Origin of the sequence: Caballeronia ptereochthonis, assembly GCF_001545075.1 — a bacterium.
In the GTDB taxonomy this organism is placed as follows: domain Bacteria; phylum Pseudomonadota; class Gammaproteobacteria; order Burkholderiales; family Burkholderiaceae; genus Caballeronia; species Caballeronia ptereochthonis.
The window spans coordinates 40,646-63,998 of record NZ_FCOB02000018.1 but is presented as its reverse complement, the minus strand read 5'-3'; the positions used below and the strand labels follow the sequence as shown (position 1 = coordinate 63,998).

Sequence of the window (23,353 nt, the reverse complement as noted above, 5' to 3'; positions counted from 1 at the left end):
AGACCGGACCGAATGCAAGGCGCGACGCTCAGGAGCCGCCGAACCAGTTGTAGCCCTGATCGACCCAATAGCCGCCCGGATACGTGTTGGTCACGAAGATCTCGACGATGTGCTTCGGGTTCTTGTAGCCGAGCTTGGTCGGCATGCGCAGTTTCATCGGATAGCCGTATTTCGCCGGCAAGCGCTCGCCGTCATATTCGAACGTGAGCAGCGTCTGCGGATGCAGTGCCGTCGGCATGTCGATGCTCTCGTAGTAGTCGTCCGCGCAGCGAAAACCGACATATTTCGCCGTCGTATCCGCGCCCGTGCGGCGCAGGAACTCGGAGAAGGGCGTGCCGCCCCAGCGCCCGATTGCGCTCCAGCCCTCGACGCAGATATGCCGCGTGATCTGCTCCGCATGCGGCAGCGCGTACAGCTCCGGCAGCGACCACACGCGCTGTCCGGTCACGAGACCGCTCACTTTCAGGCGATAGTCGCTGCCGTTCACTTCGGGCACGTCGTCGATGCCATAGAACGCGTTGAACGGAAATGGGCGCGTGATCTGCGCCTCGGTATAGGTCGGCGCCAGGCGTTGCGGATCGAAGAGCAGCGCCTGCGCACGATCGTTCAGCCGCGATACCGCCGTCAGAAACTTGTTGACCGAGTCCTCGTCGGTGATCGAGCAACCGGTCAGCAGCGCGAGGCCGCCCAGGGTCAGCATGCGCTTGCCGAACAGGCGTCGCGACGGCATGTCCAGTTCACGGCGCGCGTCCGCGAGAATCGATGCGCGATCCAGCTGGATGATTCGCTTTTCGTTGGTCTTCATGGCGTGTCCCCGGCGCGGTCAACGTCCGCGCAGCATCGTCAGCAGCGAGCGCGGCACGAGCGCGACCATCGCGACGTGCACGACAACGAACGCCGCCATCACCGCCATCGCGCAAAAGTGCACGACGCGCGCGTTGTCGTAGCCGCCCATCAATTCGCGCAGCAGCGGAAACTGCACGGATTTCCAGATCACGAGCCCCGACAGCACGAGCAGGAGCAGATCGGCGATCACCGTGAGATACGCGAGCTTCTGCACCGCGTTGTACTGCCGCAAATCCGCGTGCGAGAGCCTGCCGCTCAACGCGGCGATGAGATCGTGCAGCACGGCGCGCGGCGAAAGCGGGAAGAACTTGCGAGAGAAGCGGCCGCTCGCGATGTTGAGCGCGATATAGGCGATGCCGTTGAGCACCAGCAGCCACATCGCCGCGAAGTGCCATTGCAACGCGCCGCCGAGCCAGCCGCCGAGCGTGATCGACGGCGGAAAGGCGAACTCGCGAAACACGGGCGAGGCGTCATAGATGCGCCACCCGGAAAACATCATGATCAGCGCGGCGAAAGCATTGATCCAGTGCGTGACGCGCAGCCAGAGCGGATGAATCGGCGTACCGCGGCGCGAATTCTCCGGCGCTGAAGCAAGTGGCGCTTTCATCGTTTCCATGTGAGTCACCATGATGTTCGGTTACGTGTCAATTCGCTGCCGACGCCCGGCTGGTTACAGCTTTTCGCCGAATAGGCGCGTCTCGTCGAGCGGTTCCTTTGGCGCGCGAAAAATCACGGCGCGCTGTAACCCGCAGCCGCGAAAGCGCGAACTAGCGAAGGACAGGAGACGGACGACGATGGATCACGACGGCGCTATTGCGGCGCATCACAGCTTCGGCTATTCTGAAACGCTCGATCTAAAACCGGGCGTGCCGCTCGCGTCGTCGGCCGAGAGCGCTTTGCCCGGGTCATCGTCCCGCCGTATCGCTCATACAGGAACCATGTCGCAAGATGATGCGGAAAGCCGTCTGAAAGCGTTGTTCATTGGCGGACTCGACGGAGACCAGGACGCTTATCGCGGCTTTCTGCAAGCGCTCACCCGCCATCTGCGCGGCTATCTGCGCAAGCGCATTCCGCATCATCGGGATGACGTCGAAGACCTCGTTCAGGAGATTCTGCTCGCGGTGCACAATGCGCGTCATACCTATCGCCCGGATGAACCGCTGACCGCCTGGCTGCATGCGATCGCGCACTACAAGCTGATGGATTTCTTTCGCTCGCACGCACGCCGCGAATGGTTGAACACTCCGCTCGACGATCACGAGGACATCCTCGCCGCGACCTACGACGAGCCCGCCCACGCGCGCCATGACATCGGCAAACTGCTCGAGCATCTGCCGGACAAGCAGCGCTTGCCCATCGTTCACATGAAACTCGAAGGATTGTCGGTGACGGAAACCGCGCGCATCACGGGGCTTTCCGAATCGGCCGTCAAGGTGGGCGTGCACCGCGGCCTCAAGGCGCTTGCTGCAAAGATCCGGGGGCGTCGATGAAGACCGACGAGCTGATCAGCCTCCTTTCGAATCAGGTGACGCGCGTCGACCGCTTGGCAGTTGCGCGCCGTTTCGCCGAGGCGCTGCTGCTGGGCGCACTGGGCTCGACGATATTGATGAGCATCGTGTTCGGCGTGCGGCACGATATCGGCAGCGTGATCCGCACCGGCGTCTTCTGGGCGAAGCTCGCGTATCCGCTCGCGATCGCGACAGGCGCCATGCTCGCCGTCATGCGCCTCGGCCGGCCCGGTGCGCGTGCCGGCTATTCGTGGGCGCTCATCGCATTGCCGTTCGTCGCGGTATGGGTTGCGGGTCTGCTGGTGCTCGACGATGCAACGCCGGCCGGACGCTGGCCGCTCGTGCTGGGCGAGTCATGGCGCACGTGTCCGTTCAACATCCTGCTTCTTTCCGTGCCGACCTTCCCCGCCGTGATCTGGGCGGTCAGATTCCTCGCGCCGACGCGTCTGCGGCTCGCGGGCGCCGTTGCCGGCCTGCTCGCGAGCTCGACCGCCACGATCGTGTACTGCCTGCATTGTCCCGAGATGAGTCCGGCTTTCTGGAGCGTGTGGTACGCCATCGGAATGTTGATGCCGGCGGCCATCGGCGCGTGGCTGGGCCCCAGGCTGTTGCGCTGGTAGTGTGCAGTCCCGGGCGCGAGTCAAATCGCGCTCAACTTCCACACGCGACTCCATCGAGAGCCATTGGCGGAGGCGGGGCGGACTGCGCGAGTTCAACCCTGTTACCGCCGAGCGACTTCGCGCTGTATAGCGCCCGATCGGCGGCGGCCAGCAAGTCCGTCAGCGTGGCCGCTTCGGCTCCCGACTGCGCCAGGCCGATGCTCACCGTCGCCCGTATCTCGACGCCCCCGGCGCCGTGAGAGATCGTCTGCGCGAAGCGTGCGGCAACGGCCTCGCCCATCGCTTTCGCCCGAACGCGATCGTGATCGGGAAGCACGGCGGCAAATTCCTCGCCGCCGATGCGGGCAAACATCGCTTCCGGTCCCAGCACGTCATTCGCAATTCTCGCGAATGACTTGAGCACCTCGTCGCCCGCATCGTGGCCGTATCGATCGTTGATCGTCTTGAAGTTGTCGAGGTCGAGCGCAAGAAGAGCAACCGGCCGGGAGGCTTCGTTAATGCGGACGATCCGCGCGCCCTCTTCGAAAAACCATCTGCGATTGCCAAGGCCTGTCAGATAGTCCGTCCGCGATTCCTTCAGAAGCTCGCCGTGAGCTTCGTCGCGGACGAGCCTGAGCAAGGTCATCGGCAGAATGACCGAATACAGGACACCCTCATACACGGTGAACTTCGCGATGGCCGACAACATGCCCGGTCCAAACGATGTCGCCACCCAAGGCAGGATGCACGCTCTGGCGGCATAGAACAGCGCATGACCGCCCGACACGACTGCGGCGATGTCCTTCGCCTGCGCCCGCTTCGCTCCGTCGCTTCGCAGCAGCTCGCGAGACGCCATGCCGCATGCCGCCGCGATCGGAATCGCGCTTACGTAGTTCCACATGGGAACTTCCCGGCGCGTGCCTGCGATGACCCATGCCAGCGCCAGCCCGAGCAGTATCCCGACCGACAATGCACGATACTGCCGGCCGTTCATGACTGCGACACCGCGCAGGATCAACAGATAGCCGGTGACGATGACGAGATTGCTCAACGCGGATCCCGTCACGCCCGGCAGATCATGGCGTATGGGTACCGTCGCGCAGCCGACTGCGAGCGTGGCGTATCCCGCTGCCAGTGTCCCTAATTCCCGCTTGCGCCGGGGGTGAGTGCGACGCTCCCAGAGCGTCATTCCGCAACTGGCGAGGAGCGTTCCGATCGCCAGGAGGTAGATGGTAATAAGATCGACATGCATGCTCTCGCTTGCCCGATATTCCCTGGAGACTTTGCCGTACGACTGGTTAACGACCGGCAAATCGAGGTCTTGAGGCGCCGCTCGTTCAGGATGCTCTCGCGCCAAGGTTCGAAGCGCCGAATCATCTCATCCGCTTTGACATCCAGAGGCAAACCGGTCACCATGTTTCCATTGTAAAAACCGGGAAAAGACTGGCGGTCATGAGCGACACGAATGCACGCCGTGCGGCAGGAAAGCCACGCGCGAAAAAGACTTCCGCCAGGCCGGCTGGCGACGAGCAAACCAGGCCTTATCACCACGGTTCGTTGCCGCAGGCATTGCTGGCGGCGGCGGAAGTGGTCCTCCAGCGCGAGGGAATCGGCGGCTTGACGCTGAGAGCGATCGCGAGAGAGGCCGGCGTCTCGCATACGGCGCCTCAACATCACTTCGGCGACACCGCCGGTGTGCTGAGCGAACTGGCGGCGACCGGGTTCATGCGGCTGTCGGCTTCGATCGCCGCTCACGCCGAAGGCGCGCAGGGAACTTCGGAGCGGCGCAAGGCCATCGCTCGTGGCTACATCGCCTTCGCAAAGAAGAATCCGGATCTCATGAGGCTCATGTCGAGAGGAGAGATGTTCGACTCGAACCGTCCATCGCTGATCGACGCCCGGAAAGCGGCAGGCCTCGCGCTGGCGAGCGTATTCGACGAAGAGCCGGCGTCGGCGCCTTCGGGAAAGGAAGCCTTCGGCTCCATGGACGCGACACGCGCCGTCGCGCTGACGGCGGCCTGGGCCCATGTGCACGGACTCGCGCTGTTGCTGATCGACGGGCGCCTCAATGCGCTGGCCGCGTCGGCGCAAGGCATCCGCAACGCCGATGAACTCGTCGCGGCGGCCATCGACCACGTTCAGATCACGCCTGGCAAGGTGAAGTAGCGCGTGTCGCTGTCGCCATGCACGCCGGAACAGCTTCGCGCAATTCGTCACGTTGAAGTTGCACGCCTCGAGCGCGGCTTCGATCGCGACGCGCTCCGCTTCCCAACGCACTGCCCGCCTGCGGGACAGACGCACCGCCGAGAAACGACGAAGCATCGACGATGCGCTCGCCCTCGTTGAAATTGACGATCGTCTCGACGAGGTTCTCCATCTCGCGCACGTTGCCGGGCCAGTCGTGCGACTCCATCTGCAGCAGCGCCTGCTCGGCGATCTCGGGCGTCGGCTTGTGCATGCGCGTGCAATAGCGCGCGAGGAAGAACTCCGCCATCGCGCGGATGTCCTCGCGCCGCTCGCGCAGCGGCGGAGTCGTGATCTCGATCACGTTGCAGCGGTAGTACAAATCCTCGCGGAAGGTCTTCGCGAGGACCATCGACGCGAGATCGCGATTGCTCGCGCAGATGATGCGCACATCGACCGGAATGCCGGGCGTGTCGCCGATGCACGTGACTTCGCGTTCCTGCAGAACGCGCAGCAGCTTCGCCTGCACGTCGATGGGCAACTCCGAGATCTCGTCGAGAAAGAGCGCGAGCAACGCGGGCGTCGAGAGCACCTCCGGGTAGCGCTCGCCCGCCGCCTGAGCGTGGGCGGGCGCGAGGTCCGCGGAAGTGACGGTGTGGGTGAGCGTGGCGGCTCGGCCTTGTTCGATCATGTGCGGCTCCAGAGTCGTCTGGAGCGCAACAAATTCCAGGGCCGGGCCAATTGCGTCAAAGCCCCGGCTGGCGGGGCTTTGCTGGATTTTGCACGGCGTCGGAACGACGGACCGTAAAGATTCCTGACGTTGTGATTCGAAACGGTCGTCGGGTTGTTTTACGGCGTGCGGCGGGGAGTTTCAGCCGGTGCCTCCGATCTGTTCGCCATGCGCCGACACGTCCCATGGATCCGTGCTCGGCCCACCAACACATCCCCGCCCGATGGCGACGCTCGCGGCCATCAAAAACTGCACGCTGCTGATTGATTCATGTTTGAAGTCAATGGCTTAGGTTAACCGAGCAGATCTTCTACACCCACCTGGCACGGCTCTCGCAAATGTAGCTGCGAGCGCAACGATTGGTGCTCATCCAACCAACCGAGTGATTAGGAGATTCATCATGCTGAAGATCGACAACCTGGCCGTTAGCAAAGAACTCGACCGTGCCGAAATGGGCGCCATCGTGGGCGGTACGAGCATCTTCCAGAACAACGGCATCAACTCCAACTTCCAGGGCGGCGGCGTCTCTTTCGCCAGCCCGCAGACCAATGTTGCGCCGGTCACGCAAGTGGATGCCTCGACGCACACCGACGTCGACCTGAAGAACGTCACGAAGTCGCTCACCGCCGTGGGCAGCCTCCTCGGCGGCGTGCAGCTCTAAGGCCTCGGCCTGGAAGGGAGAAGGAACCGGGGTATGTCCTTCTCCTCTTCCCGGCGGTTCGGCCACGGACTCCGGGAAAAATGCCTGGCGCCTTCGAGCGACGCCCCTATCGGCAGTCGCGAAGAAGGAGCAACCGTTACGCACGGGTCCCCGTCTCCCGCACTTCGACCGCTTCCCTCACCCAAAGCCGTGTCGCCGCTCACGCGCTCGCCGCAAGCACTCTGATCCGCTCGGCGATTTCACCATCGACCGGCGTGTAGACGATCATCCCCAAATCCGGCCTGCCATCGACGGAAAATGCCGAGTACTCCAGCTCGACGGGCCCCAGCGTCGGATGCAGGAGGCGCTTGACCGTGTCCGCATCCGAGTGGCCAAGGACGTCGTTGTCGCGCCATAAGGCGTCGAACTCGGGACTCGCGCTGCAAAGCTCGTCCACGAGTTCGGCGGCTTCGGACACGAGACCCGCGCGGGCCACATCCGCCCTGAATGCGCCGACGACGAAACGGGCGACGCTTTCCCAGTCGTGCTGCTTGGCGCGAACGGCGGGATCGCGAAACAGGAAGTGCAGGATATTGCGCTGGCCGGGCGGCAGCGCGCCATAGTCGGTCAGCACGACAGCCGCCGCACGATTCCACGCGACCACATTCCACGTGGCGGTCTTGATGATCGCCGGGCTGGTCTGAAGCGAATCGAGCAACCGCTGCAGCCGCGGACTGACGCCCTCGACGGGCCTGTAGCGGACTTCCGGCGGCCGCCCCAGCCCGAGCATGAAAAGGTGCTCACGCTCCGTATCCGTCAGCATCAGCGCGCTGGAGATTCGATCCAGCACCTCCGCCGAAGGCGCGCCGCCACGCCCCTGCTCGAGCCAGGTGTACCAGGTCGGGCTGATGTTCGCGCGCTGCGCGACCTCTTCCCTGCGCAGTCCCGGCGTTCTTCTGCGTCCGGAAAATCCGAAGCTCGCCGGGTCGAGGCGTGTCCTGCGGCTTCTCAGAAAATCGCCGAGCGATCTGGCCGTATTGACTGACATGAAGACCCTGTTAGTCGCTTTACTATGATGAGATCACTACTTTAACGGGATAACGAATGGCCAGATAGTTCACGGGTGACGATCAAGGAGAAGTTCACCATGCGCATCTTTCTGACGGGCGCGACCGGCTTCATCGGCTCGGCGCTCGTTCCCGAACTCATCGCGGCCGGTCATCAGGTGATCGGCATGACCCGTTCGGACGCGGGAGCGAAAGCCCTCGTCGAGGCAGGCGCGGAGGTGCATCGCGGCACCCTGGAGGATCCCGACAGCCTGCGCCGCGGCGCCGCGAAAGCGGACGGCGTCATCCACACGGCCTTCGATCACGATTTCTCGCGCTTCGTCGAGAACTGCGCCAAGGACCAGCGCGCGATCGCCGCGCTCGGTTCGGCGCTCGCGGGTTCCGCTCGTCCGCTCGTCATCACTTCCGGGACCGGGGCGGGCAGCGGCGAGCACGGCGAGCCGGCAACCGAGGATGTCTTCAACACGAGTCATCCGAATCCGCGCATCGCGTCCGAGCTGGCGGCGAACGAGTTGCTCGAAAAAGGCGTCAATGTGTCCGTCGTGCGGCTGCCGCAGGTTCACAACCCGTACAGGCAAGGGCTCATTACGCCGCTCATCGGCATCGCGCGGGAGAAAGGTGTCTGCGCGTATGTCGGCGAGGGACGCAACCGCTGGCCCGCCGGTCATCTCTCGGATGTCGTGCGTCTCTACCGTCTCGCCGTGGAGAAGCGCGAGCGCGGCGCGCGGTATCACGCGGTCGGCGAGGAAGGCGTCGGCAGCCGCGAAATCATGGAGGCGCTGGGCCGCGGCCTGAAGCTGCCGGTCGTGTCGATCGCCGCGGAGGATGCGCAGGCGCATTTCGGGTGGATGGCGATGTTCGTCGCGCTGGACATGCCCGCTTCCAGCGCATCGACGCAGGCGCGTCTCGGCTGGACGCCCACGGGGCCGACGCTCATCGCCGATCTCGACGAAGCGCGTTACATCGAGCAGCCTTCATGAGTCTCCCGGGAGCCGGCGCCGTGACCGCCGTGCGCGCCGATTGTCGCCGACGTTTATGATCGATCGGGCAAGAGCCTCCTTTCCAACACCCGTTCGAGCGCGAAATCATGAGCGATATTCCTTACCGCAGCGCCCTCATCATCGGCGCCGGGCCCGGCATCAGCGGCTCCCTCACCCGACGCCTGCGCGCGGAAAACATTCCGGTCGTCATCGCCGCGCGCCGTATCGACAAACTGTCCTCGCTGGTCGATGAAACGGGGGCCATCGCCCTGCCCGTCGATGCAGCCGAGGCCGGCCAGATCGACGCGCTCTTCGCCGAGACGGAAGCGCGCATCGGTGCGCCTGAAATCGTGATCTACAACGCCAGCGGCCGTCTGCGCGGACCGATCGCCGAACTCGATGCCGCGGAGGTCGAACGCGCCGTCGCCATATCGGCGCTGGGCGCGTTCTACACGGTGCAACAGGCGGCGCGGCGCATGGTGCCCGCAGGCAAGGGCGCGATCCTGCTGACGGGCGCCACGGCCGGCGTCAAAGGATTTGCGCTGTCCGCGCCTTTCGCCATGGGCAAGTTCGCATTGCGAGGACTGGCGCAGAGCGCCGCGCGCGAACTCGCGCCGAAGGGCATTCATGTCGCGCATTTCGTGATCGACGGAAGCGTGCGTGCCGCTCATCATGCCGATGCGTCCGGCACGCCGGACAGCACGCTCGACCCCGATGCGATTGCGCAAAGCTATATCGACGTGCTGCGTCAGCACCGCAGCGCATGGACCTGGGAAATGGAGCTGCGGCCCTGGGTCGAGAAGTTCTGAAGCGATCTCGTTCGCACACGCGAGACGCAGAACACGATTCTGTTTGCCGGATACCGACAGGCCTCGAATGACTTGTCTTCGTGAAGCCGACATATCGCTTGGCATCGGCGCTTCGACAATCGGTCTAAAATCGCATGTGTATCGCGGATTCCCCTTTATCGACAAGGCATTAGGTTAACCGAGCAGATCTTCTACACCCGCCTGGCACGGCTCTCGCAAATGTAGCTGCGAGCGCAACGATTGGTGCTCATCCAACCAACCGAGTGATTAGGAGATTCATCATGCTGAAGATCGACAACCTGGCCGTTAGCAAAGAACTCGACCGTGCCGAAATGGGCGCCATCGTGGGCGGTACGAGCATCTTCCAGAACAACGGCATCAACTCCAACTTCCAGGGCGGCGGCGTCTCCTTCGCCAGCCCGCAGACCAATGTCGCGCCGGTCACGCAAGTGGATGCCTCGACGCACACCGACGTCGACGTGACCAACGTCACGAAGTCGCTCGCCAGCGTGGGCAGCCTGCTCCAAGGCGTGAAGCTCTAAAGCCATCGCTTCGAAGGGAGAAGGGGCGGGGTACCTCCGTCTCCTCTCTCCAGCCGCCGCAGGATTTCGCGCTGCGCACGAAACACCGCCTCGCAAGGCGGTGTTTTCTTGTTCGGGGCATCTTAAAGCGGCGTCGCCTGATCGAGCACCGACGCAAGGATCATCGCCCCCGCATTGCACGGGACCGGCCGCGGATTCGGCGCATAGACCGCATCGCCCGGACGGATCGCGCAACCGCTCATCGCGCACACGCCCGCGTTGCGCGCGCGCATCGCTCGCCACACCTGATCGCCGTAGCAGCAGTGCGTGGCGTCGCGCCATTCGATCGTGACCGTGGTGGTCGAGGGACGCTCGATCAGCTTCACGGCGACGCGACGGTCACCGGCCTGAGCGACTGGACGCCCGAGCAACGGCGCCTCGATGCGCGCGCCTTCATGCAATGAAGTCAATTGAAAGATCGTTTGGGTCCACGGATCGAGGGCGATTGCGGCTTCAGCCATGTTTCGGCTCCTTGTAAGGATTGCTTGGATGAGTTCGCTCAGGATTTCGGCGTGGCGCCGACAAGACCGTCAACGCGATGACTCAAAGTTAATCAGCCGGAAACAACCCGCCTAGCCGTACATACGGTTGAAGACCTCGCCCAATGGTTGCGTCAACCTATATCAAGGTTTGATTCGCGCCGACTCGACGCTACCGTTCATCTGCTCAAGGCGCTCGGCCAAACGGACATCGCGAAGAGCCAACACCTTCGTATGAGCGCGTCAGCCGCCGGAATGACGGGCCTCATTCGCGCGGCGGATCCGATGCACTCCGACGCCCTCTCGATCGACACATCCGCCATGCGAACGTCTAGCCGACGCAACGTTGGTTGGTGGCCGCCCGTTCCTTCGTAGGTGTAGTCGCCGGGCGAGCGAGCCGATAAATCTCCGTCAGGGTCGCGATACGGAGATGGACCAACAAGCATCGCACGATGCGACGGCTCTCCGCCCGGTAAAGGAGTTCGACATTCCTACTTGTTTCGGATAGCCAATCATTCATCGAAGGAGTTCACCATGAAGAAGCATCTCGTTTGCCTCACCCTCGCCGCCGCCACGCTTGCCGCTCCGGCGTTGGCATTCGCTCAGTCGAACGGACCGGTCACGCGTGCGCAAGTGCGCGCCGATCTCGTCGCCGTCGAAAAGGCCGGCTATGACCCGGCGCTCGCAAGCGATCCGTACTACCCGTCCGATATTCAGTCAGCGGAAGCGAAGGTCGCCGCGCAGCAAGGCGGCAGCATCGCGGCGCAAGCATATGGCGGCACGCGGAGCGGCACGGGCGCATCGGGCGTATCGAAGCACGCCGCGACGAAGAATTCGTGCGTCGGTCCGATCGACTTCTGTCAGCCGTACTTCGGCCGTTGATCCACCTACCCGGATCGCTGATCCCTCATTCGCCCAAGCGGCGCTTTTCATGAAGCGTATCTTGCAAGCAGCCTCGGCTGGAGCGCTGGTACCACGAGCGCGCGCACAGCCACATGACGGTCATCCCGGGCGCGAGCCATTCCGTGTATGAATCGAAGCCCAGGCAGGTCGCGGCGGTCATCGAAGATGCCGCGAAGCATGCGGTGCAGTAAGAGAAGCCATCGCGCGCGGCTCTCGTGCAGGGTGCACGGCAGCCGCGCGCATTCGTCTGCGTTTTGAAGTCACGCCGGGCCGCCGGACGTTCTTGCCGTTTCTCTCGTCAATGTCATATATATTGGTTGGCCGCGCATGTCGCAATGACGCCGCCGCGCAAGGCATGAACGATCAGACGGAGAAAGCGATGGTTCGTCTCGTGATGATTCTTCTCGGCGTCGATTATTTGCGCACCCGCTGGCGCACCGTGCTGACGCTCGGGTTGCTCAGCATCGCGCTCGGCGCGGTCGTCTTCACGGATGCGCTCGACGGCGCCCTCTATTTCCCGATCATGCCCTTTGCGCTGCTGATGCTGCTCGAAGGGCTCGCCACACTGGCTGTAGCGTGGACCGGCATGGGCGGGCAGCGCACGCTGCGCTACGTAAAAGGCACGACCTTCTGCCTGTCGGCGATGCTCGTGCTGATCGGCGGCGAGCACGGCAACTTCGCGCTTTCGCTCATCTTCGGCACGCTCTTTCTCGTCGATGGCACGCTGCAGATCATCTCGGCGCGCGTGGTCCGCTTTCGCAGATGGCGCCTCGCGACGGCGGGCGGCGTGCTCGAAATCGCCATCGCCATCTTCTTCTATCAGCCCTATCCCGATCATTACGCGGGTACTGTCGCGTACTGCGTCGCGTTCGGACTCTTCTTCGGCGGCTGGAACATGATCCTGCTCGCGACGCGCGTGCGGCGCATGGCGGCGAATCCCGCTGTCGAAGGCGCCGCGAAGGCGGCCATGCAGAATGCGAATGATTCGACGCACGCGCCGCCGGCCGTCGCCGGCGTCGTCTTCGACGGGCCGCCCGCACCCGACGAAGCCGCGTTGACCGTGCACGTATGGACGCCGGTCGGATCGGCGAGAGCGCAGCCAAGGCGGCAGTTGATCGTCGATCGCTACATCGCCGCCGTGGACAGGAACGGAACCATCTCCACGGGCCACGCGGCGCTGGAAACGCCCGAAGGCGTCTATATCAGCCTTTATCCGGCGATCGAGATCGACCGTTCGCCGAACGAGTTCTCGCGCACGCTTCGCGCGACGCGCGAGAACGACGTTCCCGGCCTCTTCCAGCCCGACTATGCGACCGAATCGAGGACATGGTGTCCATCGACGCAGCAGGTCCGCATCCGCAACTACGATCCGGAACGGCTCGCGCGCTTCTGGGACGCATATCGCCGCGATACGACCTACAACCTCACGTATCGCAACTGCTCGAGCAGCGTGGCGCGGGCCCTGGAAGCGGCCATCGAGGGCGCGTCGGCACGCGTGTGGGGCAAGGGCGGAGGATGGAAGCCGCTGGTGCGCATCATGGCGACGCCTGAACTCTGGGTCGCCGCGCAAGTGCGCAAGCGCGCCGCCACGATGGCATGGACGCCGGGCCTCACGCTCGACTATGCGCGCGCGCTCAGCATGCTCGCGGACCCGCGTCCATCGGGCTGGGTGAAGATGGCGCGCATCGCCGTGGCGACGATGTATCGCTCGCGGCAACGCTGGCGCGCCGAGGAGCATGCCGCGGCGCAAGCGCGCGAGACGGCTGCGGGCACGATGGAGCGAGGTTCGCGCTGAACCGCCCTCACACCCTGCGCATCACTTCGCTCAATGGAGCGCGGCTCGTCCTGAAACCGTCGACGGGATGTCCCGGCTCACCTTTCTTTCGTCGCCGATGCCGAAGTGCGGCTTGAGCGCTTCGAGATCGGATGGCCACTACTCGTGGCGGTTCCCGAAGCGTGCACAGCCGGTGCGTGCTCTCACTGATCGCTCACTTTCTCCGCAGCCTTGCGCGAACGACCGGCGCGAGAGGTCGATTTGCGTGAGGGCTTCGCGGGCTTGGTCTGTGCAACTGCTTCCTCTATCGGCGCACTTGCTTCCGAATCTGGCGGCGCATCGACCGGTGACGGAGATTGCTTCGCGGCCGTCTTGCGCGTGCGACGCGGCGCGGTCGATTTTCTCTTCTTCGATTCACTCGGCACTTCAGGCGTCTCCCGTTCCGCGACGACCTGCGGTTCCTGTGCAGCCGCCTGCGCCGGCTGCCACGCGGCCCTGCGGTCTGCGTTCTCCGTCCCCTCGCTTTCTTTCGATGCCGCCGGCGTCTCGCCATGCCTGACATCCACCGCGCTCGTCATCACGGAGCGAAAAACGAACGCGCCGGATTTATCATCGCGTCCGACTTCGAGAAGACCGCGCGATTGCGCTTCATCGAGCAGATTGCCGAATGCCCTGAAGCCATAGTGCGCCTCGCTGAAGCCGGGCTTGCGCCGCTTGATCGCGCTCTTGAGCACCGAAGCCCAGATCTTGCCGCTCTCGCCGCGCTCCGAAGCGAGCGCCTCGAAGGTTTCGACCGCGATGGCAATCGCCTGGGACTTGCGCGCTTCCATCTCCTGCTTCGGCTGACGGTCTTCTTCGGGTGCGCGCTTCGCTTCGCGCGCGTCACGCTTGGCAATCGCGCGTTGCTGCTCGCGCACGAGATCGTCGTAAAAGATGAATTCGTCGCAATTGGCGACAAGCAGGTCGGAAGTCGAGTTCTTCACGCCCACGCCGATCACCTTCTTCGCGTTCTCGCGCAGCTTCGACACGAGCGGCGAGAAATCGGAGTCTCCGCTGATGATGACGAAGGTATCGACATGCGATTTCGTGTAGCAGAGATCGAGCGCATCGACGACGAGACGGATATCGGCCGAGTTCTTCCCCGACTGGCGCACGTGCGGAATTTCGATCATTTCGAAACTGGCTTCGTGCATCGAGGCCTTGAAGCCCTTGTAGCGGTCCCAGTCGCAATAGGCTTTCTTGACGACGATGCTTCCCTTCAGCAGCAGGCGTTCGAGCACGGGTCGGATGTCGAATTTCTCGTACTTTGCATCGCGAACGCCCAAGGCGACGTTCTCGAAATCACAGAACAACGCCATGCTGACGCTTTCCTGGGGTGCAGCCATAAGGGTTCTCCGGCCTGTGCGGCACATTTTGCAATGTGCACATGATAGCTTGCCGGCGCCGCCGCTCCCGCCTGCGACTCGTCAAATCCAGAGATCGTTCGGCACCGTGCGATCGCTCCGGGCATCGCCGGTATTCACGACGCCGCGCGGCTCGATCAGCAGTATCTTCACTTCGCCCGCCGCATACGGCTTGTGCTCCACCCCCTTCGGCACGATGCCGAGCTCGCCCGCGCGAAGATGCATCGCGCCATCGCGAAAGTCGATGCGCAATTCGCCTTCGAGGACGATGAAGGTCTCGTCGGTGTCGGCGTGACGGTGCCAGATGAAGTCACCTTCGACGCGCGCGACCTTGAACTGGTAGTCGTTCATTTCGGCGATCACGCGCTGTTGCCAGAAGCCGTCGATCTGGCGCGCCTTGTCGAGCGGATCGATCGCGATGCGCTGGCCGCGTGTGGATGGACCTGATGTCATGATGTGGCTCCGTAACCGTGACGATGAAGGAAGCCGAGGCTAACGCCCGCCCGGCGCGCGCGTCTTGAACGATCGTGCAGACGCTGAGCGCGGACCGACGCCGCGCGCGATCGTCCGCCAGCGCGCCGGCGGCATGCCGTAGGCGCGCGTGAACTGCCGCGTCATATGACTCTGATCGGCAAAGCCCGCGAGTGTACGGCCGATCGCGTAGGTGTCGTGCCGGTGCATGCCGTACGCCTTGCCGCCGAACCAGGCCTCGATCCGCTCGATGCCTTCGCCCGGCTGGGCGCGCCGCACCCAGTCCGATGCGGTCCCTTTCTTGCGATCGCTCATTTCGACTTCCGCTCCCGCGCTTTCTTCATGGGGCCAATACTAGCCGAAGCGCACCGTCATCGTGCATCGGAAGTTCCGTCTCAAGCTGCGCCTCATCGGGCCGATAGGCAAAATAGCAGCCCCTGAACCAAGGATCCGGGCAATGAAACGATTTACCTTATCGATGACCTGTCTCTTGGCACTCAGCCTCGCGCCGCACGCCGACGACGCCCGTGCGCAACTCGCGTACACGACTTCGTGGATCGGCAACACCTTCGGTTTCGGCGACGGCAAATGGATGCAGCAGGACATCCAGGCGCTGCATGTCGCATCCGACGGCACTGTCTACACCAACTCGCCGTGGGACGAGAGCGGCGCCGAGATCGCAGCGTACCGCAACGGCGACCGCGTCACGGTCGCGGGCGCGACGCACGGCTGGGGCGCGGCGGGCGGCGATGCAGTGACGTCCAATGGCAGCTATGTTTACGCCGCGATGTCGATCGGCAATCAGGGCGGCGGCCTCGTCGGCGCGGACTATCCGCCCAACGGCCATACGTGGTTCGGCATCACGCGGCGCGCGCTCGGCAATATCGCGCAGGGCGCGCCGTTCGCGGGCGGCGTGGGCAACAGCGCGAACGCGACGAAGAACAGCTTCCTGATCGTCGATACGGTTCCCGCCGGCGCCGACGCCGGCATACGCGGGCTCGCGGCCAGCGACAGCGAGCTTTTCGTCTCCGATCAATATGCGAATCGCATCGTCGTGTTCGATGCGAATACGATGCGCCGCAAGCGTTCGTTCGATGTCGCGTCGCCCGGACGCATCGCGCTCGACGCGGACGGCTCCTTGTGGGCGATCGTCGGCGCGCTGACGGGGCAGCCGGCCGTCGCTCACTATTCCGCGACGGGCGCGCTGCTCGGCGGCGCGCCGGTCCTGCCGAACGGCACGGTGCCCGCGGACATCGCGATATCGCCGTCGGGCGACCTGTATATCGCCGATATCGGCCCGGGCCAGCAGATCCTGCCCTACAAAAAGACGGCCACTTCGGCGCTCCAGGCCGCGACGCCTGTCGGCACGCTGAACGGCGTGAACCACGCGCCCGCCGGCGCGATCGATGCGGGGCGCTTCAACTTCATCACCGGCATCGGCTTCGATTCCGCGGGCAATCTTTATGTCGGCCAGAACGGCGCGGGACCGCGCGGACTGAACTCGGCTTCGGTCGGCTCCGGCGCGGTGCTGCAGGCGTTCAGGGGCACGTCGCGATCCTTGCTGTGGGAGCTCGACGGCCTCGTGTTCGTCGATGGCGCGGACTTCGATCCGGGCGCGCCGGACACCGTCTACACAGGCTCGAAAATCTTCACGATGGACTGGACGAAGCCGCCCGGCAAGCAGTGGACCTACACCGCCTACACGGTCGATCGCTTCACCTATCCCGACGATCCGCCGCTGCACATCGGACGCGGCGTGCGCGGCGAGCCGATGGTGCGGCGCCTGAACGGCAACCGCCCCTATCTGTACACGCTCGATCCGTATTCGCACGAGCTTTACGTGCATCGCTTCGACGCGGCGCACGGCAGCATCGCGATTCCGTCGGGCATGTTCGCGGAGACCTTCATTTCCGGCGGTTTTCCCGCGAATCAGCCGAGCTCGGGCGAATGGATGTGGCGCGACATCAACGGCGACGGCCGCCTCGGCGGCAACGAATTCACCGGCAATCCATCGACGGGCAGCACGGTCGGCAACAGCTTCATCTGGGTCGATTCGGCGGGCGGCGTCTGGTTCGGCACGCCGACGAGCGGCATCCGCCAGATGCCGGTTCAGGGCTTCGATGCGCCCGGCAACCCGATCTATTCGTACGCCGCGTCGAAGACCTACCCGATGCCCGCGCCGTTTACGCGCATCGGACGCGTGCTGTACGTGGCCGAGACGGACACGATGTACGTCTCCGGCTTCACGCAGGCGGTCCCTTACGATGCGGCCCGCTGGAAGGAAGCCGGTCCGTATCTCGCGCGCTACGACAACTGGAGCACGGGCGCGCCGGTCATGACATATGTGATCGCGCTGCCGTGGAACACGGCGGGCAGTCCACCCGTGACGACGGTCGGCGTCGCGACGGCGGGCGACTATCTCTTCGTCGCGGAGCTCTATACGCAGAAAGTGGACGTGTACGACGCGCGCACCGGCGCGCCGGTCGGCGCCATGACGCCGGGCGCGAACGTCGGCGGCACGAGCGGTTATGTGGATGTGGAACTGGGCATCAGCGCGACGCGCCGCGCGAACGGCGAGTACGTCGTTCTCGTGGAAGACGACGCCCGCGCGAAGATCCTGATGTACCGGTGGACGCCGTGAAGCGCGGCGCTACGCTTTTGCGTATCGCGCGGCGAGCGTGGCGAGATCGCGGCGGACCCACTCGGCGTCGGCCGCGAATTTTTCGTCCGACATGCCGGGCTGGCGAAACAGCGTGAGCGCCACTTCCGCGCCCGCGCCGTTCTGAAAGACGCGCAGCGGCACGTACACCTGATCGCCGCCCGGAAGATCGACGCGATGATCCATGACCCCGAACGCGTTGTAGCCGGTGAAGCGGATCGTCACCTCGCCTTCGGGGCCGCGAGCGCGCCAGTGATCGCCGTGGTCTTCGAGCGTCGACTGCGCGAGTCCCGATGCCCAGGTCGGGAAGACTTCGGGATGCCAGATCGCGTCGTAGAGCTCGCGCCAGTCGCGGTCGATCGACGCGCCGATGGTCATCGTTTCCATGGTCACGAAGCCGTCAGCCTTCGATCTTCGACATGACCGCCGTGGCCGGATCGTAGCGATAGCCCTTTTGCGCGAGCTGCTGCGACATCTTGTCTCCGATCAGCTTCTGCTGCGCCTCGCGAAGGACCAGCTCGTGATCCGGCTTCAGCCGCTCCAGCTCGACCGCGAGCCTGCGCATGAGCGCGACTTCTCCGGTGCTGCGGGCATCGATGAACAGTATCTTCTCGTTGGCGACGTCGAGGCGCTGGCGCAAATCCTTCGCGTAGGTCACCCACTGCTCGGCGTTGGCGCGCAGCTCGTCATAGGACTTCGAATGCGCCTTGGCCTGCGCCGAAATCTGACGCTGCAGCGAGGCGATCTCGGATTCCGCGCTCTGCCCCTGCTCGACGAGGCGCTTCGCGAGCTCGGTCGCGTTTTTCTCCGCCGCCTCGGCGCGTTCGCGCAGGCCGCTGGCATCGTTCGTTGCGCGCGCCAGCTCGGCGCTTTCCGCGGCTCTTTCCTCGGTCATCCGGTTGAGCTGCGTGCGCGCTTCCTCCAGCTCGGCGGTCATGCGACTCACCTGATCGCGCTGCGCCGATGCTTCCTCGCCGCGCGCCGCCGATGTCTCGCGTTCCGAAGCCAGCGCGGCGCGCGCTTCGTTCAACTCGGCTTCCAGCGCGGCGATGCGCGACAGGGTTTCGCTCGCCCGCGCCTCGGCGGCCTCCGCGCGCGAATTCGCGGCGCTCGCATCCTGCGACCAGCGCTGCGCTTCCTTCGACTTCTCCTGCGACGCCTGGCTCAGCGCCGCGTGTTCTTGCCGCGCCTGATCGCGCTCCTGAGCCACGCGCGCGAGTTCGTCGTCCTTGCCCGAGATCAACGTCTGCAGGTTCGCGTGCTCCTGCCGCGCCTGCTCCCGCTCCTGAGCCACGCGCGCGAGTTCCTCGTCCTTGCCCGAGATCAACGTCTGCAAGTTCGCGTGCTCCTGCCGCGCCTGATCCCGCTCCTGAGCCACACGCGCGAGTTCGTCGTCCTTGCCTGAAACCAACGTCTGCAAGTTCGCGTGCTCCTGCCGCGCCTGATCCCGCTCCTGAGCCACGCGCGCGAGTTCCTCGTCCTTGCCCGAGACCGCCGCTTGCAACTGCTCATGCTCGCGTCGAGCCTGATCGCGTTCCTGCGTGATGCGGGCGATCTCTTCGTCCTTGCCCGCCAGCGACGCGGTCAAGGTCTCGCTGGTCTGCCGCTGCTCCTCGAGCGATGCCTTCACGGCTTGCAGTTGCGATTGTTCCGTCGACGCGCGCGCCTCGATGGCCTGCACGCGCGCGGTGGCTTCCGCGAATTCCTCCCGCAGGCGCGCGACCGTTTCCTCGGAAGTGCGCAGCTTTGTCGTGAGTTCGTCCAGTTCCTGACGATGCTTCGCGGCTTCGTCGCCGGTCTTCTGGAATTCGGCGAGCGCCTCGTCGCGCTCCGAGAGTGCCGTCGCGAGCCGCTGCGTCACGACTGAAAGACGCTGACCGGACAATCGCTCGGTTTCATCCCGTGAAACCGTCCAGAGCCGCCGCGCGACGTTCACGAGCGTCTCGGCGAGGTCGTCGGGCAGCCCGCTCGGAACCTGCTGCTGCGGCATGGCGGGCTGACGCGTCTCGCGCCATCGCTGCAAAGCCGCCGCAACGGCGACGATCGAAGCGCCGCGCGCCTCCGCCCAAACGGTCATGGGGGAAACCTTGCGGCCTTCTTCGGTCAGGCGATCGGCAATCGAAGCGATCTGCTCGTCAGTGATGATGTCTACGTCGTTGGGCATAAGCGCCTCGAAAATCAGTGGCGTCGCACGCAAAAAAGCTGCGATACGTTGTTACATTTGGCGGAATCCGCGCCGGGCGGAAATGGATGATACCGATTTTCCGCGTCATCTTTCACGGCACGTCACATGCCGCGCCCGAAGGGGTTTGCCGACGTGAGTGTATCGCCTGTGCCGCCGCCGGTTCGAGGCCGGATTTGTTGCGCCGAAAACGCATCGAGCCTGAACGGCGCTTCCCGTTCAGGCTCGATGGCACGCGAAGCGAGACGCTTACGGCCTGGCGAAAACCGGGCCGAGACCGATGACGTCCGTATCCGCCGAACGCGCGCCCGAGACCGACGCGCCGTCCGTCGACACGCCATAAGCCGAAATGCCCTTCTCCGCGTTCACACGCGCCTGAGCGGCCTGGATGTTGTTCGGATACTGCGTCTGATCGCTCGCGGGGTTGTAGCCGGCCTTTTGCAGTTCGACCAGTTGCGCGCGCACTTCGGCGCGGGTGACAGGCGGGTTCGATTGCGCGAACGACAGGGCCGGAAGCGCGACAGCGGCGGCGACGATGAGCGATTGGATGACTTTCATGATTTCTACCTCCAGAGAATGTGATGGAAGGCCGTCTTGGTGATCCGGTGTGTGTTCCGGATCGCTCGGGCTTGGAGGTATTAAAACCGCGGGACGTATCTGGGTTGTTTCGGCGAACGCCGGTTATGAAACGCCGTGTGTCGGCCGCCGATGCGGATACATTGCGATACAAGCGGGCGGCCGATCAACGCGCCCCTGTCGCGCGCTGAAACAGTCCGCCGGAGAAATATCGGGGCAGGCAGCTTCAGGCAGCGACACCCGCCGCGCTCGTCGCCCCCTTTCCCCGGCTCACCGCCGCCAGCGCCGCCAGACTGATCACCGCCGTGAACATCATGTAGAAGCTCGGCGCGGCCTTGCTGCCCGTCGCGCTCAGAAGCCAGATGATGATCGCCGGCGTGAATCCGCCGAACACCGTGACGCCGATGTTGTAGCCGATCGACATGCCCGTCGCGCGCGTCGACACCGGGAAGATCTCCGACATCAGCGCAGGCAGCGCGCCGAAGTACATCGCCTTGAGCAGCGCAAGCCACGCGACGAGCGCGAACAGCGCCGGCACCGACACATGCGACACGACGTAGGCGAACGCCGGATAACCCGTCACGAACAGCAGCAACGCCGCCGTGGACATCTGCTTCACGCGGCCGATCCTGTCGGAGAGATGGCCCGCGAACGGCGTGACGAACGTCAGCATCAAGCCGCCCACCATGCTCGCCGCGAAGCCCGTCGATGCATCGAGATGCAGCTCGCGGATCGCGAACGTCGGCACGTACTGCAGCAGGTAGTTCACCGCCGTCGACACCGTCAGCGCGCCGATCGACACGAGCAGCAAGGCCTTCTGCCGCGCGAATACGTCGCGGATCGGCGTGGCCGTGTGCTGCGCTTCGGTGTAGTCGGCGGCGTCTTCCAGATAGCGCCGCAGGAACAGGCCTGCCGGCCCGATCAGCAAGCCGAAGAAGAAGGGAATGCGCCAGCCCCATGCCGCGAGCTCCGCGCCGGGCATCAGCCGGGCGAGCGCGAAACCGAAGAGCGACGCGAGCAAGGTCGCCAGGCCCTGCGTCGCGAATTGCCAGCTCGCCAGGAGGCCGCGCCGGTCGGGTGCATGCTCGATGAGCATCGCCGTCGACGCACCGAACTCGCCGCCCGCCGAAAAGCCCTGAATCAGCCGCGCGATGAACACACCCGCCGGCGCGATCAACCCGATCGACGCATACGGCGGAATCACCGCGATGATCGCCGTGCCGATCATCATCAGCCCGACCGACATCATCAGCGCCGCCTTGCGCCCGCGCTTGTCCGCGTACGCGCCGAGCACCATGCCGCCGAGCGGGCGCACCAGATACGACGCGCCGAACGAGCCGAAGGTGAGCAGCATCGACGCCGTCTCGTTCGCGGCCGGGAAGAAGTTCTTCGCGATATACACGGCGAAGAACGCATAGATCGCGATGTCGAACCATTCGAGCGCGTTGCCGACCGAAGTCGCGAGCACGATCTGCGTCAGGCTCAGGGGCTTTTTCTTCATGATGTCCGCGTATGAGTGAAGTCGCTTGTCAACGGGCATGGCGCGCAGCGACGATCGCCGCGCCCATCTCGCCCAGATCCCACCACAGGCCCGCCATCACGCCGAGCGCTTCGCGCATGACCGGCGCAAGCACGTGCTCGTTCGGCGCGTGCTGGTTGCAGGCGGGATACGAATGCGGCACCCACAGCGTCGGCAGGCCGAGCGTCTTCGCGAAGACATCGTTGGGCACGGTACCGCCCAGGTTCGGCAGCAGCGCGGGCTTCTTGCCGGTGGTGGCACGCATCGAATCGAGCGCCCAGTGCACCCAGGGATCGTCGAGATCGAGACGCGTCGCGGGCGTGCCGCGCGTCGCCTTCACCGTCACTTCGGTGAAGCCGTGTTCCGCGAAGTGGCGCTCCAGATGCGTCTGCAGGTTCTCCCAGTCCGTGCCGACCACGAAGCGCAACTGGCACACGGCTTTCGCGACGGGCGGAATCGCGTTGACGGGCGCGTCGGCGTTGCCGGATTTCATGGCGAGCACTTCGAGCGCGTTCCAGCCGATCACGCGTTCGGTCGGCGTGAGTCCCGGCTCGCCCCAGGCCGGATCGATCTCGGGCGAGCTTTCGTCGCGGCCGAGTTCGATATCGGCGAGCGCCTCGCGCACCGCGTCCGGGATCGGCGGCGGCCGCAGTCCTTCGACCGCGATGCGCCCGTTGCGATCGACGAGGCTCGCGACGGCATGCGACAGCACGACGGCGGGATTGCGCAGCACGCCGCCCCAGTTGCCCGAGTGATGGCCGCCTTCGCGCAGGTTCACGGTCAGCTCGAACGGCACGCCTCCGCGCGAGCCGAGAAAGAGCGTGGGACGCTCCGCGGACACGCGCGGCCCGTCGGAGGCGATGAACACGTCCGCCGCGAGTGCGTCCGCCTGCGAGGCGCAGACTTCGTTCAGGCCCGGCGAGCCGATTTCCTCGCCGGTCTCGAAGATCACCTTCACGTTGAAGCCGAGCTTGTCCTCACGCGCCTGCAAAACCGCCGCCAGCGCGACGAAGTTGACGGAGTGCTGGCCCTTGTTGTCGGCGGTGCCGCGGCCGTACCAGCGGTCTTCGTCGACGACGATCTCCCACGGCTTCAGGCCCGCGCGCCACTGCTCGTCGTAGCCGCGCACGACATCGCCGTGGCCGTACGTCAGCACGGTCGGCAGGTCGCCGGACTCATGGCGTTCGGCGATCAGAAACGGCGGCCCGCCCGCGACGGGATTCTCCACGACGCGCGCCGTGAAGCCGAGACGCGCGAGCGTATCGCTCACTTCGTCGGTGAGATAGGCGTTCAACGCGGCATTCGGCCCGTTCTGGCTCTCGGTGCGAAACGCGACGCGGCGCTGCAAATCCGCGAAAAACGCGCCCGAATCGAATGCCTGGCAAGCAATGGCGATGGCGGTTTCGCGAGTGTTCTGGGGTTCTTTCACGACGTCTCCGGAAG

23 protein-coding genes and 2 pseudogenes are annotated in these 23,353 nt (G+C 64.7%); 11 read left to right on the top strand and 14 right to left on the bottom strand.

The annotated features are described in order from the left end of the window. Nucleotides 1–28: 28 nt before the first annotated feature. Together AWB83_RS19645 and AWB83_RS19640 are read right to left on the bottom strand one after the other, a co-directional pair. Complete coding sequence (locus tag AWB83_RS19645) at nt 29–805, bottom strand: molybdopterin-dependent oxidoreductase (RefSeq protein ID WP_087047285.1); 777 nt, start codon at nt 803–805, stop codon at nt 29–31. Between the two features lie 18 nt (nt 806–823). Further along, nucleotides 824–1,462, bottom strand: a complete 639-nt coding sequence (locus tag AWB83_RS19640) for a cytochrome b/b6 domain-containing protein (RefSeq protein ID WP_087047284.1) — start codon at nt 1,460–1,462, stop codon at nt 824–826. Nucleotides 1,463–1,784: 322 nt separating this feature from the next. Between AWB83_RS19640 and AWB83_RS19635 the strand changes: the two genes are divergently transcribed. Together AWB83_RS19635 and AWB83_RS19630 are read left to right on the top strand one after the other, a co-directional pair. Beyond that, nucleotides 1,785–2,336 (top strand): sigma-70 family RNA polymerase sigma factor, encoded by a 552-nt coding sequence (locus AWB83_RS19635; RefSeq protein WP_244197814.1) that lies wholly within the window; start codon nt 1,785–1,787, stop codon nt 2,334–2,336. Beyond that, nucleotides 2,333–2,974 carry a DUF1109 domain-containing protein gene (locus AWB83_RS19630; protein WP_087047282.1) on the top strand — a complete coding sequence of 214 codons (642 nt, stop codon included), beginning with the start codon at nt 2,333–2,335 and terminating at the stop codon, nt 2,972–2,974. Before AWB83_RS19635 ends, AWB83_RS19630 begins: the two co-directional genes overlap by 4 nt. Before the next feature lie 31 nt (nt 2,975–3,005). On the opposite strand, the gene AWB83_RS19625 is transcribed toward AWB83_RS19630, so the two are convergent. Next, entirely contained in the window at nt 3,006–4,205 is a 1,200-nt protein-coding gene (locus tag AWB83_RS19625) for a GGDEF domain-containing protein (protein WP_087047281.1), read from the bottom strand. Between the two features lie 200 nt (nt 4,206–4,405). Here AWB83_RS19625 and AWB83_RS19620 point away from each other — a divergent pair, with 200 nt between their 5' ends. After that, nucleotides 4,406–5,119 carry a TetR/AcrR family transcriptional regulator gene (locus tag AWB83_RS19620; protein WP_087047280.1) on the top strand — a complete coding sequence of 238 codons (714 nt, stop codon included), beginning with the start codon at nt 4,406–4,408 and terminating at the stop codon, nt 5,117–5,119. On the opposite strand, the gene AWB83_RS19615 is transcribed toward AWB83_RS19620, so the two are convergent. Next, a complete protein-coding gene (locus tag AWB83_RS19615; RefSeq protein WP_244197806.1) occupies nt 5,097–5,828 on the bottom strand; it encodes a sigma 54-interacting transcriptional regulator in 732 nt (243 codons plus the stop codon). The genes AWB83_RS19620 and AWB83_RS19615 overlap by 23 nt on opposite strands. Before the next feature lie 439 nt (nt 5,829–6,267). Between AWB83_RS19615 and AWB83_RS19610 the strand changes: the two genes are divergently transcribed. Then, nucleotides 6,268–6,528 carry a hypothetical protein gene (locus AWB83_RS19610; protein WP_087047279.1) on the top strand — a complete coding sequence of 87 codons (261 nt, stop codon included), beginning with the start codon at nt 6,268–6,270 and terminating at the stop codon, nt 6,526–6,528. Between the two features lie 199 nt (nt 6,529–6,727). On the opposite strand, the gene AWB83_RS19605 is transcribed toward AWB83_RS19610, so the two are convergent. Next, a complete protein-coding gene (locus AWB83_RS19605; RefSeq protein ID WP_087047278.1) occupies nt 6,728–7,555 on the bottom strand; it encodes a helix-turn-helix transcriptional regulator in 828 nt (275 codons plus the stop codon). 99 nt (nt 7,556–7,654) lie between these two features. Between AWB83_RS19605 and AWB83_RS19600 the strand changes: the two genes are divergently transcribed. The 3 genes from AWB83_RS19600 (at nt 7,655) to AWB83_RS19590 (ending at nt 9,905) form a co-directional block, all read left to right on the top strand. Next, nucleotides 7,655–8,554, top strand: coding sequence for an SDR family oxidoreductase (locus AWB83_RS19600; RefSeq protein ID WP_087047387.1), 900 nt, complete (start codon nt 7,655–7,657; stop codon nt 8,552–8,554). A 107-nt stretch (nt 8,555–8,661) separates the two neighbouring features. Next, nucleotides 8,662–9,363 carry an SDR family NAD(P)-dependent oxidoreductase gene (locus tag AWB83_RS19595; protein WP_087047277.1) on the top strand — a complete coding sequence of 234 codons (702 nt, stop codon included), beginning with the start codon at nt 8,662–8,664 and terminating at the stop codon, nt 9,361–9,363. 281 nt (nt 9,364–9,644) lie between these two features. After that, nucleotides 9,645–9,905 carry a hypothetical protein gene (locus AWB83_RS19590; protein WP_087047276.1) on the top strand — a complete coding sequence of 87 codons (261 nt, stop codon included), beginning with the start codon at nt 9,645–9,647 and terminating at the stop codon, nt 9,903–9,905. Between the two features lie 122 nt (nt 9,906–10,027). Here the strand turns inward: AWB83_RS19590 and AWB83_RS19585 are convergent, their stop codons facing one another. Then, a complete protein-coding gene (locus AWB83_RS19585) occupies nt 10,028–10,405 on the bottom strand; it encodes a DUF3331 domain-containing protein (protein WP_087047275.1) in 378 nt (125 codons plus the stop codon). A gap of 552 nt (nt 10,406–10,957) precedes the next feature. Here AWB83_RS19585 and AWB83_RS19580 point away from each other — a divergent pair. The 3 genes and pseudogenes from AWB83_RS19580 (at nt 10,958) to AWB83_RS19570 (ending at nt 13,121) form a co-directional block, all read left to right on the top strand. After that, nucleotides 10,958–11,305: a DUF4148 domain-containing protein gene (locus AWB83_RS19580; protein WP_087047274.1), complete on the top strand. Its 348-nt coding sequence runs from the start codon at nt 10,958–10,960 to the stop codon at nt 11,303–11,305. Between the two features lie 71 nt (nt 11,306–11,376). Beyond that, nucleotides 11,377–11,517 (top strand): annotated as a pseudogene (locus tag AWB83_RS19575) (alpha/beta hydrolase); the annotation flags it as partial. A gap of 188 nt (nt 11,518–11,705) precedes the next feature. Continuing rightward, on the top strand, nt 11,706–13,121 hold the full coding sequence (locus AWB83_RS19570; protein ID WP_087047386.1) for an HdeD family acid-resistance protein: 1,416 nt from the start codon (nt 11,706–11,708) through the stop codon (nt 13,119–13,121). 182 nt (nt 13,122–13,303) lie between these two features. Here AWB83_RS19570 and AWB83_RS19565 read toward each other — a convergent pair whose 3' ends face one another. The 3 genes and pseudogenes from AWB83_RS19565 to AWB83_RS19555 form a co-directional block, all read right to left on the bottom strand. Next, nucleotides 13,304–14,485: an NYN domain-containing protein gene (locus AWB83_RS19565; RefSeq protein WP_087047273.1), complete on the bottom strand. Its 1,182-nt coding sequence runs from the start codon at nt 14,483–14,485 to the stop codon at nt 13,304–13,306. A gap of 81 nt (nt 14,486–14,566) precedes the next feature. Beyond that, the gene (locus AWB83_RS19560) at nt 14,567–14,956 is read right to left on the bottom strand and encodes a cupin domain-containing protein (protein WP_087047272.1); all 390 of its coding nucleotides are present in this window, start codon (nt 14,954–14,956) and stop codon (nt 14,567–14,569) included. A 183-nt stretch (nt 14,957–15,139) separates the two neighbouring features. Continuing rightward, a pseudogene (locus AWB83_RS19555) lies at nt 15,140–15,289 on the bottom strand (AraC family transcriptional regulator); the annotation flags it as partial. 142 nt (nt 15,290–15,431) lie between these two features. Here AWB83_RS19555 and AWB83_RS19550 point away from each other — a divergent pair. Next, a complete protein-coding gene (locus AWB83_RS19550; protein WP_087047271.1) occupies nt 15,432–17,615 on the top strand; it encodes an NHL repeat-containing protein in 2,184 nt (727 codons plus the stop codon). Nucleotides 17,616–17,624: 9 nt separating this feature from the next. Here the strand turns inward: AWB83_RS19550 and AWB83_RS19545 are convergent, their stop codons facing one another. The 5 genes from AWB83_RS19545 to AWB83_RS19525 form a co-directional block, all read right to left on the bottom strand. Next, entirely contained in the window at nt 17,625–18,020 is a 396-nt protein-coding gene (locus AWB83_RS19545) for an SRPBCC family protein (RefSeq protein WP_087047270.1), read from the bottom strand. A 13-nt stretch (nt 18,021–18,033) separates the two neighbouring features. Then, nucleotides 18,034–19,797, bottom strand: a complete 1,764-nt coding sequence (locus tag AWB83_RS19540; protein ID WP_087047269.1) for a DNA-binding protein — start codon at nt 19,795–19,797, stop codon at nt 18,034–18,036. Nucleotides 19,798–20,064: 267 nt separating this feature from the next. Beyond that, nucleotides 20,065–20,373 carry a DUF4148 domain-containing protein gene (locus tag AWB83_RS19535; protein WP_087047268.1) on the bottom strand — a complete coding sequence of 103 codons (309 nt, stop codon included), beginning with the start codon at nt 20,371–20,373 and terminating at the stop codon, nt 20,065–20,067. 244 nt (nt 20,374–20,617) lie between these two features. Further along, nucleotides 20,618–21,895, bottom strand: a complete 1,278-nt coding sequence (locus tag AWB83_RS19530) for an MFS transporter (protein WP_087047385.1) — start codon at nt 21,893–21,895, stop codon at nt 20,618–20,620. A gap of 25 nt (nt 21,896–21,920) precedes the next feature. Next, nucleotides 21,921–23,339 (bottom strand): M20 family metallopeptidase, encoded by a 1,419-nt coding sequence (locus AWB83_RS19525; protein WP_087047267.1) that lies wholly within the window; start codon nt 23,337–23,339, stop codon nt 21,921–21,923. Nucleotides 23,340–23,353: the final 14 nt, after the last annotated feature.

Bases quoted from the DNA above. Each gene is read 5' to 3' on its own strand.
- AWB83_RS19565 (WP_087047273.1), bottom strand. From the start codon at position 14,485: ATGGCTGCACCCCAGGAAAGCGTCAGCATGGCGTTGTTCTGTGATTTC.
- AWB83_RS19560 (WP_087047272.1), bottom strand. From the start codon at position 14,956: ATGACATCAGGTCCATCCACACGCGGCCAGCGCATCGCGATCGATCCG.
- AWB83_RS19635 (WP_244197814.1), top strand. From the start codon at position 1,785: ATGTCGCAAGATGATGCGGAAAGCCGTCTGAAAGCGTTGTTCATTGGC.
- AWB83_RS19610 (WP_087047279.1), top strand. From the start codon at position 6,268: ATGCTGAAGATCGACAACCTGGCCGTTAGCAAAGAACTCGACCGTGCC.
- AWB83_RS19550 (WP_087047271.1), top strand. From the start codon at position 15,432: ATGAAACGATTTACCTTATCGATGACCTGTCTCTTGGCACTCAGCCTC.
- AWB83_RS19640 (WP_087047284.1), bottom strand. From the start codon at position 1,462: ATGGAAACGATGAAAGCGCCACTTGCTTCAGCGCCGGAGAATTCGCGC.
- AWB83_RS19545 (WP_087047270.1), bottom strand. From the start codon at position 18,020: ATGGAAACGATGACCATCGGCGCGTCGATCGACCGCGACTGGCGCGAG.
- AWB83_RS19630 (WP_087047282.1), top strand. From the start codon at position 2,333: ATGAAGACCGACGAGCTGATCAGCCTCCTTTCGAATCAGGTGACGCGC.
- AWB83_RS19570 (WP_087047386.1), top strand. From the start codon at position 11,706: ATGGTTCGTCTCGTGATGATTCTTCTCGGCGTCGATTATTTGCGCACC.
- AWB83_RS19580 (WP_087047274.1), top strand. From the start codon at position 10,958: ATGAAGAAGCATCTCGTTTGCCTCACCCTCGCCGCCGCCACGCTTGCC.
- AWB83_RS19535 (WP_087047268.1), bottom strand. From the start codon at position 20,373: ATGAAAGTCATCCAATCGCTCATCGTCGCCGCCGCTGTCGCGCTTCCG.
- AWB83_RS19625 (WP_087047281.1), bottom strand. From the start codon at position 4,205: ATGCATGTCGATCTTATTACCATCTACCTCCTGGCGATCGGAACGCTC.
- AWB83_RS19605 (WP_087047278.1), bottom strand. From the start codon at position 7,555: ATGTCAGTCAATACGGCCAGATCGCTCGGCGATTTTCTGAGAAGCCGC.
- AWB83_RS19590 (WP_087047276.1), top strand. From the start codon at position 9,645: ATGCTGAAGATCGACAACCTGGCCGTTAGCAAAGAACTCGACCGTGCC.
- AWB83_RS19620 (WP_087047280.1), top strand. From the start codon at position 4,406: ATGAGCGACACGAATGCACGCCGTGCGGCAGGAAAGCCACGCGCGAAA.
- AWB83_RS19540 (WP_087047269.1), bottom strand. From the start codon at position 19,797: ATGCCCAACGACGTAGACATCATCACTGACGAGCAGATCGCTTCGATT.
- AWB83_RS19645 (WP_087047285.1), bottom strand. From the start codon at position 805: ATGAAGACCAACGAAAAGCGAATCATCCAGCTGGATCGCGCATCGATT.
- AWB83_RS19585 (WP_087047275.1), bottom strand. From the start codon at position 10,405: ATGGCTGAAGCCGCAATCGCCCTCGATCCGTGGACCCAAACGATCTTT.
- AWB83_RS19600 (WP_087047387.1), top strand. From the start codon at position 7,655: ATGCGCATCTTTCTGACGGGCGCGACCGGCTTCATCGGCTCGGCGCTC.
- AWB83_RS19615 (WP_244197806.1), bottom strand. From the start codon at position 5,828: ATGATCGAACAAGGCCGAGCCGCCACGCTCACCCACACCGTCACTTCC.
- AWB83_RS19595 (WP_087047277.1), top strand. From the start codon at position 8,662: ATGAGCGATATTCCTTACCGCAGCGCCCTCATCATCGGCGCCGGGCCC.